The following is a 14745-nucleotide window of genomic DNA, read 5'->3' as shown; positions in this document are numbered from 1 at the left end:
TCGCGCGGCCCGTCCGGGGTCGCGCGGATCACCGAACCGACCAAGAAGAAAGATATCCGATGTCCGGCAAGTCACTTCCCCTGCTCGATGAACCCAAGGCGGGGCGCCTGACCATCCAATACGCGCCCGACGGCGCCGGCGATGTCACTGAAAACCCGCCGCGTTTCACCTGGCTGCCGGTGATCGAGGACGAGGCGCAATACGTCCTGCGCATTTCGGGCAGCGCGGATTTCCCTGCCGGCGACACGGTCACCCACAAGGGCATCCCGGTGAACTTCTTCACCCCCGACAGCACGCTGGCGCCGGGACGTTACCACTGGTCCTATGCGGTCTGCGATCCGGCCACCGGCGCACCCGTCACCGGCTGGAGCCGCACGCGCAGCTTCGAGATCACACCCGATCTGCCGCAGACCCCGCTGATCGGTCGCAAGGCCCGTTTCGCGGATGCCGAAAAGGCCCATCCCCGGCTGTGGCTGAACCCCGAAAGGCTGGCGCAGTTCAAGAAGGACGTGGCCGCCGATCCGCAGCATTGCACCTGGTCGAACTTCTACGAGAAATCCGTCCTTCCTTGGATGGACCGGGATGTCATGTCCGAGCCTGCGGGCTATCCCGACCACAAGCGGACCGCGCCCGTCTGGCGCAAGACCTATATCGAGCTGCAGGAGGCGATCTATGCCGTCCGCCACCTGGCGATCGGCGGCAAGGTCACCGACGATGCGCAGATGCTGGCGCGCGCCAAGGAATGGCTGCTGGAAATCGCCAGCTGGGATCCGATGGGCGTGACCTCGCGCGCCTATACCGACGAATGGGCCTATCGTGTCACCAACGCGCTGGCCTGGGGTTACGACTGGCTGCACGATCAGCTGGACGAGGATCAGCGCGCGACCGTGCGCGCGGCGCTTCTGGAACGCACCCGCGACATCGCGGAACACGCGATGGTCAATGCCAAGATCCACCTCTTCCCCTATGACAGCCATGCGGTTCGTTCGGTCTCGCTGACGCTGATCCCGGCCTGCATCGCGCTTCTGGGCGACGACGAGGCCGACGAGGCCCGCGACTGGCTGGATTACTGCGTCGAGTTCCTGTTCACCGTCTACAGCCCCTGGGGCGACAGCGACGGCGGATGGGCCGAGGGCACGAATTACTGGATGATGGGCATGGCCTATCTGATCGAGGCCGCGAACCGCCTGAAATCCTTTGCGGGGATCGATCTGTACGGGCGGCCCTTCTTCCAGAACACGGGCGACTTCCCGCTGTTCTGCAAGGCCCCGAACACGCGGCGTGCAACCTTCGGCGACGACAGCACCCAGGGCGATCTGCCCTGCATCAAGACCGGGCTGAACATGCGCCAGTTCGCGGGCGTCACGGGTAACGGCGCATACCAGTGGTATTGCGACGAGAACCTGCGCCTGAACCCCGGCACCGAAGGGGCGTTCTACAACTGGGGCTGGTGGGACACGAATTTCGACGAGCTGACCTTCCGGACCGATTTCCCCTTCGTCGAGCCGACCGCGCCCGAAGGCGGGATGCGCTGGTTCAGGGGCATCGGTTGGGTCGGCATCCAGCACGCGATGGACGATCCCGACAACCATATCCAGTTCGTGTTCAAGTCCAGCCGCTTTGGGTCCGTCAGCCACAGCCATGGCGATCAGAACGCCTTCTGCATGGCCGCCTATGGCGAGGATCTGGCGATCCAGTCGGGATACTATGTCGCCTTCAATTCGACCATGCACCGCAACTGGCGCCGCCAGACCCGGTCCAAGAATGCCATCCTGATCAACGGCAAGGGCCAGTACGCCGAAAAGGACAAGACCCGCGCGATGGCCGCGACCGGTCGGATCGTCACGGCCGAGGATCGCGGCGACCACGTCTATATCAAGGGTGATGCGACCGAGGCCTATCGTTCGCTGTCTCCCGAAGTGACGCTGGCCGAGCGCGAGGTCTATTTCGTGCAGAACAGCTATTTCGTGATCGTCGACAGCGTGGATGCCGAAACGCCGGTCTCGATCGACTGGCTGCTGCATGCGAATGGGGAATACGATCTGGGGGCCAGTTCTTTCCGCTATACCGGCGAACGCGCGGGCTTCTATGGTCAGGTGATCTGGTCCGAGGCGGGCAAGCCCGTCCTGAGCCAGGAAACCGGTTTCCCCGATGTCGATCCGGCCGAGATCGAGGGCCTGCCCGTCAGCACCTGCCTGCACGCGCAATACCCCGAATCCACCCGCCACCGGATCGCGACCCTGCTGGTGCCCTACAGCCTGAAGGACCCCAAGCGGATCTTCCATTTCCTGGACGATCAGGGCTATGACGCGGACCTCTATTTCACCGATCCCGACGAAAACACGTTCCGCGTGGTGATGAAGAAGCTGGCCCGTACCTGAGGGCCCGCACCCAAGGACCGGCACCGGCCCGTTCCCCGCAATTTTCGGAGACGCAAGATGACCAAGAACTATTTCCCCGCCAGCGAGAACAAGCTGTTCGACGCCGGGGGCGGGCTGACCCGCAAGGTCGCCGCCTACGACAAGAACGTGATGTGCGTCGAAGTGCATTTCGAAAAGGGCACCGTCGCGGCCCTGCACCATCACCCGCACGAGCAGATCACCTACGTGATCTCGGGCAAGTTCGAATTCACCGTCGGCGACGAGACCTATGTCGTTTCGGCGGGGGACTCGCTCTACAAGCAGCCCGACATCGTGCATGGCGCGACCTGCCTCGAGGCGGGAACGCTTCTGGATATCTTCACGCCGCATCGTGAAGACTTCCTCTGATCCTCAAGAATGCCAATACAACTGGGAGAATTCGCAATGGCCAAACCCGTCATCGGCTTCATCGGCCTCGGCCTCATGGGCAGCAACATGGTCGAGAACCTTCAGAAGAAGGGCTTCGAACTGGTCGTCATGGACCTCAACCAGGACGCGGTGGACGCGGTTCTTGCGCGCGGCAATGCCACCCAGGCATCCACCCCGCGCGACCTGGCGGCGGCCGCCGATATCGTGATGCTGTGCCTGACCACCTCCGAGGTGGTCGAGAAGATCGTCTATGCCGATGACGGCATCCTATCAGGCATCCGCGAAGGCGCCGTGCTGGTCGATTTCGGCACCTCGATCCCGGAATCCACCCGCAAGATCGGCGCGGACCTGGCGGCCAAGGGCGCAGGCATGATCGACGCGCCCCTGGGGCGGACGCCTGCCCATGCCAAGGACGGCCTTCTGAACATCATGGCCGCAGGCGACAAGGAGACCTTCGAAAAGGTGCGCCCGGTCCTCGAGGAGCAGGGCGAGAACGTCTACTATCTGGGCGCGCTCGGGGCGGGTCACACGACCAAGCTAATCAACAACTTCATGGGCATGACGACCGTCTGCGCCATGAGCCAGGCCTTCGCCGTGGCCGAACGTGCGGGCGTCGATCGCGCGCAGCTGTACGAGATCATGTCCAGCGGTCCGTCCAATTCGCCCTTCATGGGCTTTTGCAAGAACTATGCCGTGGACGGCGTCAGCGATCTGGGCTTCTCGATCAACAACGCGAACAAGGACCTGGGCTATTTCCTGAAGATGGCCGAGGATCTGGGCACCCGCGCGCCCATCGCCGAGGGCACGTCGGGCAACCTGCAGGCTGCGGTCGATGCGGGCATGGGCAACGGCAACGTGCCGGAAATCTTCGACTATTTCCTGAAGCTCGAACGCTGAGGGGTTCGGGGCGGCGGCAACGTCGCCCCGGCTTCGCCCGTCATCAGGCGGGCAGCATCCGCGCAAGTTCGGCCATCAGCCCGGCCGTCGCCATCCCCAGATTGTCGCCCCGCAGCGTCATCCTGACCCAGCCGTCCGGCGACCGATCCAGCGCCTCGACCACGCAGAGCAGATCCTGTCCTGCGGTTTCCGGCTGCCAGATCGGCAACGCCTGCCTGCCATCCGACAAACGGATGCCCGGCGCACTGCGCAGAAGCTGCGCCAGCTGATCCATTCCCGCATCCTCGTTCAGGTGCATCATCAGCGTCATCGTATGCCCGCGCCAGACAGGCACGCGCGTCGCCATGCAGCTGACGGGGAAGGCGTCCCCGAACAGGACCGACAGTTCGGATTCCAGGGCGCGCGCCTCGCCCGGGATCGAGGATGTGACATTGTCGTGGCCCATGAACGCGGGCATTCCCGGCAGATCGGTGCCGCTGACGGCCTGCAGGGTCGTGACATGCAGCGCGGCGATCCCGAAGGCGCGATGCAGCAGCGACAAGGGAAGGGCGCAGATCGCGGTCGTGCAGTTGGGCGTGGCCAGAAGCTGCCTTTGGCGGGTATCGGGCATCGGCAGGCCCGGCGCCAGCAGCAGGCCCTGATGACGTGCATATTCGCAATGGGACAGCACGCGGGCGCCACGGCCCAGATGCGTCGCCTCGATCCGTTGCGCGCCGTCGTCCGGCAGAAAGGACAGGATCAGATCGCCCGTGGCCGGCGCCTCCGGCGGCAGGATCGTCTGCGCAGCCACGAAATCGCGGGCCGAGGGATCGGCGAACCACGGCGTGCCGTTCAGATCATCCGCATGGCGGTGATCGTGCAGGCCCACGATCTGAACGCGCGGATCGCGCAGCAGCCGCGCGATCAGATGCTGTCCAAGAAGGCCCAGGGCGCCAAGCACCGCCAGTTTCCGGGTCATGCATCCCCCTTTTCGCGTTATCATTTGTGAAATGTCAGGTATCTATCGCTGACATGTCAGTCACATTGCAACGGGTTTCGGGCCTCGGGAGGCTGCCCGGATGTCGATTGCATATGAAAAGGCCCCCGTGACGGGGGCCTTTGGTCGACATGACGGCGCTCAGATCGCGCGAAGGGTGCCGGTTCGCCCCCGGCGGGCCAGCAGGACGAAGCCCGCGGTCAGGGCGAAGATCCCGAATGCCACCGGGATCGCCGCGACCGAGATGAGCGACAGGATCACCTTGAAGATGTCGCCATCCATCCGGTTGATCACCACCGCAAGCCCCGCCATCATCAGGATCCAGAATGCGCGTGAACGGCGCACGGTCAGCATCTCGCACACTAGGCCCGCGGAATCCGCGCTGGTGACGAAGAACAGCAGGATGTTCAGCGTCAGGATCACCGACAGGACGCCGCTGCCGTCCAGCGTGGACATCAGGGCGAAGACGTCCTCGGACCCGGCGGACAGGGCTGCGATGCCGAAGACCGTGAACCATAGGCACGAGAACAGGCTGGGAACCAGCATCACGCCCACGACCATCTGGCGCAGCGTCCGCCCCTTCGAGATCCGGGCGATGAAGACGCCGGTAAAGACGAACCAGCCATACCATGCCGCCTCGAAGGCATAGAGCCAGTCGGCCAGCCACGCCTTGCGTTCGGGATCGCCCAGGCCGATATCGGTGGCCATTGCCGGGTATCGCACGAGATATTCGGGGACCAGGCGCGCAAAGGTGCCCAGGATTTCCAGCGGCTGCGACAGCACGAAGACGCCCATCATCAGGATCAGCGCCAGCAGGGTGTTGTAGTTGCTGAGCCACTTGATGCCGCGCTTGATGCCGGTCGTGCTTGAGGCGATGGCGAAGGTTGACAGGACCAGGATGACGATTGCCGCGTCCAGATCGACGCCGGTATAGCGCGCGACGGCCTGCTGCAGCGGATCGGCGGCATAGGAGAAGGTCAGCGACAGCCCGATCACGGTGGATACGACCAGGCTGACCAGGTTGATGCGGCTGAGCATGCCACCCCCCAGCAGCGTCTCGGCCGGCTTGCCGATGCCCATGTTGTGCATGGCATGGGCGAAGATGACGCCCACGGCCAGATATCCCGCCCAGGCCAGCAGGCCCCAATGGTTGAACGCATAGAGCAGCGCCTGATCGCGGCTGTTCCCGGCATCGACGTGATAGTTCGGCTCCAGGACGCCCCAGGTCAGCAGGCCGATCCCCATCCCGGTCGCGAACAGCATCCCGATCCAGCTGAGGGTCGAGAATTCGGGCGGCCCTTCGCCGAAGCGCAGCTTGCCAAGCGGGGTGAACATCGCCACGGCGAAGACGACCGATGCGAGGAATGCGGGCCAGGTGAAGATGAAGCCCATATTGCCGATGACCGATACCTTGACCGTCTCGAGCAGGGACTGGAAGGTCTGGGGTGCGATGGCGGCCGCCCCGATAAGGGCTGCGACCGTCAGCACCGTCGCGATGCTGATGCCGAGATTATGCTTCAAATCACTCTCCTTTGTTGATGTGGGGCCCATGCGGATGCCGGGCCCTTCTTGTCATCCGTCGATCGCCGCCTTCAGCGCGGCGCAGAATTCGTCCCAGGCGGTCTTCATCGCGGGCAGGGATTCGCGGGCATGCAGGCAGCCATGCAGCATGTCGGTGGCCCGGCGATAGCCGACGCGGGCCCCAAGGGCGCGCCATTCTGCGACCGCATGCTCAAGGGGCAGGGTCAGCGGATCGCGCGAGACGGCCAGAACCTCGATCCGTGCAGACGGGCACGGGCCACTGGCCGGGGCGTGGGGTTCGATGGCCGCCCAGGCCGACAGGACGTCCGCGCGCGACAGAAGCGGCGCATCGGGCCCGAGCGTTTCCGCCCGGGGCCGTCCCGCGACCGGATAGATCAGCCCCAGTGGGGGTGCCTCGGCCATGTCCTGCGCGATGTCGATGACCAGCCGCCCCCCGGCGCTGTCCCCGACGATCGCCACCGGGTCCAGCGCGCGGATCGCGTCGCGGCAATCGCTCAGCGCATCGGCATAGCTTGCCTCGGGCAGCAGGCGATAGCCGACGGCTGCCACATCGTGGCCCAGCCCCTGCGCAAGGCCGGCGGCGACACCCTGATGGCTGTCGAGCGATCCGATCGTAAAGCCCCCGCCATGCAGGAACACCACCGTGCCCGGCCTGCAGGATGACGGGCGGTGATGGCGCAGCGGCACGCCGCCGACCGCGCTGTCGCGAATGGTCATGCCGCGCGGGGGTTCGGGCGCGAAACGCGCACAGAGCAGGTCGTAGGCGCGACGCGCATCCGTGATGGAGAGACCCGCCATCGCGTCCAGACCGGATTGGAATTCGCGTTTGAACTGTTCGATGGCGATCATGCTGCCTGGCCGTTTCGGATGACATGGTGGGATGCGCCGCCGCAGATCATGCAGCGGCGCGGGATTGTCACGCGGGTTCCACCGCGGGTTTGCTGCGCTGGCCCACATGGCGACCGATGTCTTCGGCAGGCAGGTCCGCATGCGCCGCGGCCATCCGGGACAGCCGCTCGGCCACGATGCCTTCGGGATCGCAGGTCGCGCGGGTCGCAAGGTTCATATGCAGCAGCATCACCTCGACCGTGGCGGCCAGCGTCCCATCGCCGCGCACAAGGCGGTGGAACAGGTGCATCCGCTTGCCGGTGCCGTCGATCACCTGCGTGGTCGTGCGCAGACGGTCGCCCGCATGGACCTCGGCTAGATAGCGGGTGTGCGTCTCGACCGTGAAGTAGCTGCGGCCCGCGGCGATGTAATCCGCATCCGCGCCGATCATCTCCATGAAGCGGTCGGTGGCATCGGATGCGGCGCGCAGGTAATCCGCATCGTTCATGTGGCCGTTGTAATCGGTCCAGCTGGTCGGCACCTGCCTGTCGCCCGTGACCGGCAGGTCGCCCGCCGCAGGGGCGGGCAGGGCGGCCTCGTGCGCCGCGATCACGCCACCCGCGCCCGTCTTCGTGCGACGCAGCGCGCGCAACATGCCCACGATGTTGTCGTCGCGCAGACGTTCCAGTTCGCGGATCGACATGTGCCCGGACTGCGCGTCGGATTGCGACGCGATAAGGTCCACCAGCTCGTCGTTGAATTCGGGGACGTCCATCAGCTTGGTCCAGGGCCAGGACAGGGCGGGGCCGAACTGGGACATGAAATGCTTCATTCCCGCTTCGCCGCCCGCGATGCGATAGGTCTCGAACAGGCCCATCTGCGCCCAACGGATGCCGAAGCCCATCCGGATGGCCTCGTCGATCTCCTCGGTCGTGGCGATGCCGTCCTTGACCAGCCAGAGGCTCTCGCGCCAGACGGCCTCCAGCAGGCGATCGGCGATATGGGCGTCGATTTCCTTGCGCAGGGTCAGCGGATGGCAACCGACGTCGCGCAGCAGGCCAGAGGCGCGGGCGCAGGTCTCGGGATCGCCCACCAGTTCGATCAGCGGCAGCAGATAGACCGGGTTGAAGGGATGCGCGACGATGGCGCGGGCGCCTTCGGCGTTCAGTTCGGACGGCTTGAACCCGGATGTCGAGGATCCGATGACGGCATGAGCGGGGGCCAGCGCGCTCAGCCGGCCCAGCACCTTGTGCTTCAGCGCCAAGGTTTCCGGCACGCTTTCCTGCACCCAATCCGCATCGGCCACGGCGTCGGCCATGTCGTCGTGCCAGCTCAGCCGGCCTTCGGGGGGCAATGCCCGATCATAGAGCGCGGGCAGCGCGCGGCGGGCATTCGACAGCACCTCGCCTATCTTGCGTTCGGCCTGCGGGTCGGGGTCGAAGATCGCGACGTCCCAGCCGTTCAGCAGGAACCGGGCGGCCCAGCCGCCGCCGATGACGCCGCCGCCGATGATGGCGGCCTTCCTGTTCACTTCGGTCATGCGGGCACCTGTGCAACGGGGGCCTGCTTGCGAAGGCCCAGCTTGCGGCGGACATCCTCGGGGCCGATGATCTTGGCCCCCATGGCGGTGATCAGCGATGCGGCGCGTTCGACCAGCTGCGCGTTGGTGGCCAGGACGCCCTTGTCCAGGAACAGGTTGTCCTCGAGGCCCACGCGCACGTTCCCGCCCGCCAGCACCGATTGCGCGGCATAGGGCATCTGGTCGCGCCCCAGGCTGAAGGCCGACCAGGTCCAGTCGGACGGCACGTTGTTCACCATCGCCATGAAGGTGTTCAGATCGTTCGGCGCACCCCATGGCACGCCCATGCACAGTTGCACCAGCGCGGGGGATGCCAGCGTGCCCTCGCGGACAAGCTCCTTGGCGAACCACAGGTGGCCGGTGTCGAAGGCCTCGATCTCGGGCTTGACGCCCAGTTCGGTCATCATGGCGCCCATGGCCCGCAGCATGCCGGGCGTGTTGGTCATGACGTAATCGGCCTCGGCGAAATTCATGGTCCCGCAATCCAGCGTGCAGATCTCGGGCAGGCATTCGGCGATATGAGCCACCCGCTCGGTCGCGCCGATCATGTCGGTGGCGTCCGCGTTGACGGGGAAGGGGGCCTCGGACGAGCCGAAGACGATATCGCCGCCCATGCCCGCCGTCAGGTTCAGCACGACATCGGTATCGGCATTGCGGATGCGGTCGGTCACCTCGCGATAGAGCGCAAGGTCGCGCGAGGGGGCACCGGTTCCGGGATCGCGGACATGGCAATGGACGACGGCGGCACCGGCCTTCGCGGCCTCGATCGCGCTTTCGGCGATCTGGCGGGGCGAACGCGGCACATGGGGGCTGCGGTCCTGCGTGCCACCGGATCCGGTCACGGCACAGGTGATGAAGACCTCGCGGTTCATGCTCAGGGGCAAGGTTTCCTCCTTCTGGGTATGTCAGGTTTCCCCCGGTCGTCGGATGCCGGGGGCATGGGGCGATCATATGGGTTCACGTTCCGCAGGTATTGTCCGATAATGCCATCCGATTGTCACAAATGGCCCCGTTTCCATGCCCCGCTATGCCGTTCTGCTGTTCGACGGGTTCTCGAACTTCGTCCTGTCCTCGTTGATCGAGCCGCTGCGCGCGGTCCACGATCACGGCTATCCCGAACTGTCATGGTGCATCGTCACCCCCGATGACGACCCGGTGCGCAGTTCCAGCGGATTGCGGGTCCTGCCCGACCTGCCGCTGGCCGAACTGGGGTCACCTGACGCCCTGCTTGTCGTGGCGGGATACGGGTTTCGCGAGCATTCCACGGGCCGCATCTCGTCGCTGCTGCGGCGCGTGTCACGACGCGGGGCGCGGCTGATCGGCGCCGATTGCGGATCTTGGCTGATCGCGCGGGCAGGGCTGCTGCAGGGCCACGCGGCCACGCTTCACTGGAGCGTGCTTGCCGATTTTGCCGAGGCATTTCCCGAAGTGGCGGTCAGTCATCAGCGATACGTCCTGGAAGGACCGGTCTGGAGCAGCGGCGGCGCGGCTTCGTCGCTGGACATGATGCTGGCCCTGGTCGGGCGGATGTTCGGCCCGGCGGCCGCCTTTGCCGCGACCTCGATGTTCCTGCACGATGCCGTGCGCAAGCAGGCCGGGTCGCGGATGGGCCTGGGGATCGGCAGCCGCGGATCGCAGAAACTGCAGGAAGCCATCCGCGTGATGGTCGAGCAGGTCGAGACGCCCATGCCGCTTCCAGAGCTTGCCGCCACGATCGGCACGTCGCTGCGCAGCCTGAACCGGATGTTCAAATCCGAGATCGGCATGGGGCCGGGGCGCTATGCCCAGATGCTGCGCCTGACGCGGGCGCGGGAACTGGCCTCGGCCACCGAGCTGCCGCTGCGAGAGATCGCCCTGCGCTGCGGATATTCGGATGCTGCCGCGCTGGAAAAGGCCTTCAGCCGGACCTATGGCCAGCCGCTGCGGCGTTGGATCGGGCGGCGCCCGACAACCTGAACGGGGTCGAAGGCACCCCGAAACACCTAATAGGCGAAAATTGCCCCCGTAACGGTCAGATCCCCGGCGATCTGTCCGACAGGGCCGATTTTTCCTTGCCAGAATGAAAATGTCATTTAACCCTGTCTGACATGTTACAGCGATTGGACTAACATCTCATGTACGATCCCAGCTCTCCCATGATGCGTTCGGACCTGTCGGAAGGCGGGCTGCCCAGCCCCGACGCCAAGTCCCGCTTTGCCGAGGATCGGATGCTGGCCGCCACCATCTGGTGCGAAATCGCGCCCGGCGATGTCATCACCGAGGCCGACGCGATGGAGCGTTTCGGCCTGTCCCGGGCGGCTGCCCGCGCGGGGCTGATGCGCCTGGGCTTCGACGGCTGGGCATCGCCCAAGGCGCGGATGGGATGGGAGGTGCTGCCGATCACGGGTCAGCTGATCGGCGACGTGCTGTCGGCCCGCCGCATCGTCGAACCGGGCCTGGCGCAGGTCAGGCTGTCCGATGCCGCCCTGACCGAGATGGAGCGGATCCATGCCATCCTGAAGGCCCTTTCGCAGGCCGCCGATGTCAATGCCGTCAGCGCGATCAGGCATCACGTGGACCAGGTGGACGGGCTGCTTCTGGGGGCGATCAATCCCTTCACCGCGCGCCATCTGCGCAAGCTGTGGCACCATTCCGCGCGGATCACGCATTTCCTGGAAGGCGACAGCGGCACGCTGTTCCGCCGGGATGACGTCTCGGACCTGGTCGCGGCGGTCCTTCAGGGCGATGTCGCGGGGATCAAGGCCGCGCGGCTGGCGCTGATCGATGCCCAGGAACGCTATTTCCTCCACCAGCTGCTGAGGAACGACGCGCCGCTGATGCCAGGCAGCGGCCTGACGGCGCGCAATACCCAAGAAACCGCTGCTTCCAACAGGAGAACACAATGACCCCCAAGCTTAACCTGCTGATGGCCAGTGTCGCGGCAATCACCCTTGCCATGCCGGCGATGGCCAAGGATCTGACCGTGGACCTCTCGGGCGAGCCTTCCTCGCTGGACCCGCAGGTCCAGTGGAACCCCGACAGCTACTACGTTTATCGCAACATCTTCGACAACCTCGTGACCCGCGACAACGAAGGCACGATCGTTCCGCAGATCGCCACCTCGTGGGAACAGGTCAGCGATACCGAGATGCTGCTGACCCTGCGCGACGACGTCATGTTCCACGATGGCGAGAAGCTGACCGCGGATGACGTCGCATTCTCGATCAACCGGATCATCGACCCCGAATTCGCATCGCCCCAGCTGGGTCAGTTCAACCAGATCACCACCGCCGAGGCCGTCGACGATACGACGGTCCGGTTGACCACCGACGGCCCCTATCCGGCGCTGATGGCGCAGCTGGTCAAGCTGTCGGTCGTGCCCCGGCACGTGGTCGAGGAACTGGGCGACGAAGGCTTCAACGCCGCGCCCGTCGGGTCCGGCCCCTACAAGTTCGAGGCCTGGGATCGCGGCGTGTCCGTCACCCTGACCCGGAACGACGATTACTGGGGCGAGGCCGGTCCGTTCGAGGCCGCGACCTTCCGCGCGGTGCCCGATGCGGCCACCCGGCTGGCGGACCTGCAGGCCGGGACGGCGGATCTTGTCGTCGGTCTGGACAGCGATGCCGCCGCGCAGCTGGAAGGGCGCGACGACGTCAAGGCCCTGTCCGCCCCGACCGAGCGCGTGGCCTATCTGGGTCTGAACCTGGACAAGCCGCCCTTCAACGACCCCGAATTGCGCAAGGCCGCCAGCATGGCCATCGACAATCAGGGCATCACCGAAGGCCTGCTGGGTGCGGGCGAGGTGCCGATGGCACAGCTCTCCTCTCCTGCGCATTTCGGTTATGCCGAGGGGATCGAGCCCTGGGTCTTCGACCCCGAGGCCGCCGAAGAGATCGTGGCTTCGAAGGCGGATGTCGCCGCGACCCCCGCGACCTTCGCGACCGCGCCGGTGTTCGACCAGCGCATCGTGCAGGCGCTGCAGCAAATGCTGAACGATGTGGGCTTCAACATCTCGATCAGCGTGTCCGACATGCCGACCTATCTGAACATCGTGCGCTCCGACCCGGCCGACAATGCCGAACTCAGCTTCGGTCGCTGGTCCTGCGCATGCCAGGATGCCGACGGCATCGCCTATCCGCTGCTGCATTCCGACAGCACCTGGAGCCGCGTGAACGATCCCGAACTGGACAAGCTGCTGGACGAGGCGCGCGTGTCCCTGGACCCCGAGGTCCGTCAGGACGCCTATGCCAAGGTGCACCAGATCGTGCGTGACAACTACTACCTTCTGCCGATGTACCAGGCGGCCGTGCTGTATGGCGCGGCATCCGAGCTGGAGTTCACGCCGACCGCGAACGAGAGCCTGTTCCTCAACCGCATGACCTGGTCCGAGTGATGCCCGGCTTCCTCCTGAACCGTCTGCTTCAGGCGCTGGTCACGGCATTCGGCGTCATCACGCTGGTGTTCTTCATCCAGCGTCTGACCGGCGATCCGACGGCCCTGCTGCTGCCCGAAACGGCGACGCAGGAGGATTTCGAGGCCATGCGCAGCGCGCTCGGCTTCGACCGGCCCCTGATCGAGCAGTACCTGTCCTTTCTTGGGGACATGCTGCGCTTCGACCTGGGCCGGTCCTTCATCCAGAACGCCCCGGTGGCCGAGATCCTGGCAAGCCGGATCCCGCAGACCCTGCAACTGGCGGGGGGCGCGCTGCTGGTGGCCTTCGCCATCGGGCTGCCTGCGGGCGTGATCATGGCGCTGACGCGGGGGCGGGCCGTGTCGCGCTGGATCATGGGGCTGGTTCTGGCGTGCCAGTCGATGCCCACCTTCTGGAGCGGGATCATGATGATCCTGGTCTTCGGTGTCTGGCTGAAATGGCTGCCGCCTTCGGGGACCGGGTCGCTGGCGCATCTCGTGATGCCGTCGATCGCGCTTGGGCTGCTGTCGCTTGCGACCTATGCGCGGATCACCCGATCGGCGGTGGTGGACGAATTGGGCCGCGACTATGTCCGCTCGGCCCGCGCGCGGGGCGTCCGCACGCCGCGCCTGGTCCGTCGCCACCTGCTGCGCAACTCCGCGATCCCCGTCATCTCGATCACCGCGCTCGAGATCTCGCAATTGCTGGCAGGTGCGGTCATCGTCGAGACGGTCTTTGCCTGGCCTGGCCTTGGGCAGCTGACGGTGCAATCCGTCGCCTCGCGTGATTTCGCGGTGGTGCAGGCGGTCGTGCTGCTGGGGGCCTTCGCCACGATCTTCGCCAACCTTGCCGCCGACATCCTCTATTCCGTGATCGACCCGCGCGTGCGTCTGGGGGGCCAGTGATGAACGTTGCCGCAACCCGTCTGCCCGCCCGCATCCTGCCCTGGTGGCCCGCGATCCTGCTGGGCGCCATGGTGCTGATCGCGATCTTCGCGCCGGTTCTGGCCCCCCTGGATCCGGACCGACAGAACCTGCTGGGCCGCCTGAAGGTCCCCGGCTTCGAAAGCCGCGGCGCGACCTACTGGCTGGGCACGGACGAGCTGGGCCGCGATGTCCTGAGCCGCCTGATCCACGGCGCCCGCGTGTCCATCCTGGTGGCGGTGCTGTCCGTGCTGCTGTCGGGCGTCGTGGGCATCACCGTCGGCATGCTGGCCGGATACCTTCGCGGCTGGACAGAAACGGTGCTGATGCGGCTGGTCGATATCTTCCTGTCGATCCCCGCGATCCTGCTGGCGATCATCACCGTGGCGGTGCTGGGGCCGGGCTTCCTGAACGTGATCCTGGTCCTCGCGCTGACGCGCTGGCCCCGCTATGCCCGCGTGGCCTATGGGCAGACCCTGTCGGTCGCCCGCCAGCCCTTCGTGACGCTTGCGCGGTCGATGGGCTGTTCGGTCCCGCGCGCGCTGCTGCTGCATATCCTGCCCAACATCATCGGCCCGATCCTGGTCGTGGCCACGCTGGAATTCGGGCTGATGGTCCTGTTCGAGGCAGGACTGTCATTTCTGGGATTGGGCGTGCAGCCCCCCACGGCCAGCTGGGGCGCGATGCTGTCCACCGGCCGCAACTATGTCGCGACGGCCTGGTGGATCGCGACCTTCCCGGGCCTGGCCCTGTTCATGCTGGTGCTGTCGGCCAACCTGATTGGCGACCGCCTGAGCGACATCATTGGAAAAGGACGCTGA

General features: G+C 65.8%; 13 protein-coding genes. 8 read left to right on the top strand and 5 right to left on the bottom strand.

The window, feature by feature from the left end; all coding sequences use genetic code 11:
* The first annotated feature begins 59 nt into the window (after positions 1-59).
* The 3 genes from KO490_RS09815 to KO490_RS09805 are packed head-to-tail and all read left to right on the top strand — an operon-like array spanning position 60 to position 3686.
* Positions 60-2381, top strand: a complete 2322-nt coding sequence (locus KO490_RS09815) for a DUF4962 domain-containing protein (protein ID WP_216019243.1) — start codon at positions 60-62, stop codon at positions 2379-2381.
* Between the two features lie 57 nt (positions 2382-2438).
* Complete coding sequence (locus KO490_RS09810; protein WP_216019242.1) at positions 2439-2768, top strand: cupin domain-containing protein; 330 nt, start codon at positions 2439-2441, stop codon at positions 2766-2768.
* A gap of 36 nt (positions 2769-2804) precedes the next feature.
* On the top strand, positions 2805-3686 hold the full coding sequence (locus tag KO490_RS09805) for an NAD(P)-dependent oxidoreductase (protein ID WP_216019241.1): 882 nt from the start codon (positions 2805-2807) through the stop codon (positions 3684-3686).
* A gap of 43 nt (positions 3687-3729) precedes the next feature.
* Here KO490_RS09805 and KO490_RS09800 read toward each other — a convergent pair whose 3' ends face one another.
* The 5 genes from KO490_RS09800 to KO490_RS09780 all read right to left on the bottom strand — a co-directional run bounded on the left by KO490_RS09800 (position 3730) and on the right by KO490_RS09780 (position 9495).
* Positions 3730-4644 (bottom strand): Asd/ArgC dimerization domain-containing protein, encoded by a 915-nt coding sequence (locus KO490_RS09800; RefSeq protein ID WP_216019240.1) that lies wholly within the window; start codon positions 4642-4644, stop codon positions 3730-3732.
* Positions 4645-4803: 159 nt separating this feature from the next.
* On the bottom strand, positions 4804-6183 hold the full coding sequence (locus KO490_RS09795) for a BCCT family transporter (RefSeq protein ID WP_216019239.1): 1380 nt from the start codon (positions 6181-6183) through the stop codon (positions 4804-4806).
* Positions 6184-6234: 51 nt separating this feature from the next.
* A complete protein-coding gene (locus KO490_RS09790) occupies positions 6235-7053 on the bottom strand; it encodes an alpha/beta hydrolase fold domain-containing protein (RefSeq protein ID WP_216019238.1) in 819 nt (272 codons plus the stop codon).
* A gap of 67 nt (positions 7054-7120) precedes the next feature.
* Positions 7121-8572 (bottom strand): carnitine 3-dehydrogenase, encoded by a 1452-nt coding sequence (locus KO490_RS09785; RefSeq protein ID WP_216019237.1) that lies wholly within the window; start codon positions 8570-8572, stop codon positions 7121-7123.
* Entirely contained in the window at positions 8569-9495 is a 927-nt protein-coding gene (locus KO490_RS09780) for a 3-keto-5-aminohexanoate cleavage protein (RefSeq protein ID WP_216019236.1), read from the bottom strand. Before KO490_RS09780 ends, KO490_RS09785 begins: the two co-directional genes overlap by 4 nt.
* Positions 9496-9628: 133 nt before the next feature.
* On the opposite strand from KO490_RS09780, the gene KO490_RS09775 reads away from it, so the two are divergent.
* The 5 genes from KO490_RS09775 (at position 9629) to KO490_RS09755 (ending at position 14745) form a co-directional block, all read left to right on the top strand.
* Entirely contained in the window at positions 9629-10567 is a 939-nt protein-coding gene (locus tag KO490_RS09775) for a GlxA family transcriptional regulator (RefSeq protein WP_216019235.1), read from the top strand.
* A gap of 158 nt (positions 10568-10725) precedes the next feature.
* Positions 10726-11496: a GntR family transcriptional regulator gene (locus tag KO490_RS09770; protein ID WP_216019234.1), complete on the top strand. Its 771-nt coding sequence runs from the start codon at positions 10726-10728 to the stop codon at positions 11494-11496.
* Positions 11493-12983, top strand: coding sequence for an ABC transporter substrate-binding protein (locus KO490_RS09765; protein ID WP_216019233.1), 1491 nt, complete (start codon positions 11493-11495; stop codon positions 12981-12983). The genes KO490_RS09770 and KO490_RS09765 overlap by 4 nt, the downstream gene beginning before the upstream one ends.
* Complete coding sequence (locus KO490_RS09760) at positions 12983-13906, top strand: ABC transporter permease (RefSeq protein ID WP_216019232.1); 924 nt, start codon at positions 12983-12985, stop codon at positions 13904-13906. Before KO490_RS09765 ends, KO490_RS09760 begins: the two co-directional genes overlap by 1 nt.
* On the top strand, positions 13906-14745 hold the full coding sequence (locus KO490_RS09755) for an ABC transporter permease (RefSeq protein ID WP_252727105.1): 840 nt from the start codon (positions 13906-13908) through the stop codon (positions 14743-14745). Before KO490_RS09760 ends, KO490_RS09755 begins: the two co-directional genes overlap by 1 nt.

Origin of the sequence: Paracoccus sp. C2R09, assembly GCF_018860625.1 — a bacterium.
In the GTDB taxonomy this organism is placed as follows: Bacteria; Pseudomonadota; Alphaproteobacteria; order Rhodobacterales; family Rhodobacteraceae; genus Paracoccus.
This window is presented reverse-complemented; position numbering and strand designations above follow the sequence as displayed.